This window comes from Mesorhizobium sp. M2E.F.Ca.ET.219.01.1.1 (genome assembly GCF_004016445.2).
Lineage (GTDB): Bacteria > Pseudomonadota > Alphaproteobacteria > Rhizobiales > Rhizobiaceae > Mesorhizobium.
This window is the reverse complement of record NZ_SADT02000028.1, coordinates 1-1160: the sequence shown is the minus strand read 5'-3', so window position 1 is coordinate 1160 and position 1160 is coordinate 1. Positions and strand designations below refer to the sequence as shown.

The following is a 1160-nucleotide window of genomic DNA, read 5'->3' as shown; positions in this document are numbered from 1 at the left end:
GGCGCGACGGCGCTGCCCGCCGCGAGCTACCGCAGGCTGAAAGATGCCTTCGCCACTCGCCCGTATCATCTACACCACGGGACACGTTTCGTGCGGAACCCGACACATTGAGGCGCAAATATGCCCCGGCGCGGCGCGAAACACATGCTTCCCCTTTTTCGCGCCACCTGTTCGGTGGCACGCCGATTGCTTGAGGCTTCGTGTAGGCGTGCGGTCAAGATGAGCTGTTCCCACAGAGATCCGGATCCGAACGAATGCACGTGACAGCAAGGCATACATCAAAGGAGTAGCTCATGCGGGTAGCCGTCGTGTGGAACAGTGATTTTACGGGCGTGATCAACCGGTTCGGTCAGCCTTATCCGCAGCCGCCGCAGCCTTGGCCGCATTACGGCGCGATAACCAAAAGCGTGATGGCGGCATTGCAAGAGGGCGGCCACGAAACTCTGCTGTGTGAAGGCGATAAAGAACTGCTCGCCACGCTCCAGGGCTTCATGCCACCCGATCCGCAAGCCCGCCCTTCGGGGTTAGTATTCAACTTGGCAGAGGGAATTCAAGGCGAGTACCGTTTCACCCACGTTCCTGCCATGCTTGAGATGGCCGGTGTTCCATACACCGGATCGAGTCCGCTCGGGCATGGGCTGACCGACGATAAGGTCATCAGCAAGACGCTCATGCGCAGTTGCGGCGTGCCAACGCCGAACTTTCGCGTCATGCGCAGCGGCACCGAGAGCACCGAGGGTCTTCGATTCCCAGTGGTAGTGAAGCCGCGTCACGAAGACAACAGCTTCGGTTTGCAGCTCGTACATGAGCCCGCTAAGCTGACGCAGGCAGTGGAAATGATCATCACGCAATATGCGCAGGATGCGCTCGTGGAAGAATACATAGATGGGCGAGAAATCCATGTGGCGCTGCTCGGAAACCGAGAGATAGAGGTATTGCCTTTGGCGGAGATCGACTTCGGCGAACGCGAAACACGTCTTTTGACTTGGGAAGCGAAGTATCTGGCTGCCGTGCAGCCACCGACGATTTGCCCGGCGCAAGTCGAGAGCAGCCTTGCAACTTTGCTGCAGGACATTGCGGTTGCGACCTTCCGTGCCTGCCAGTGCCGGGACTACGCCCGCGTCGACCTCCGGATCGACCGCTCCGGTCAGCCCTTTGTC

The 1160-nt window shown here is 59.5% G+C and carries 1 protein-coding gene; it reads left to right on the top strand.

What is annotated here, in order from left to right; all coding sequences use genetic code 11:
• Positions 1-293 precede the first annotated feature (293 nt).
• The coding region (locus EN862_RS34730; RefSeq protein ID WP_127230901.1) for a hypothetical protein at positions 294-1160 on the top strand (867 nt) is incomplete at its 3' end.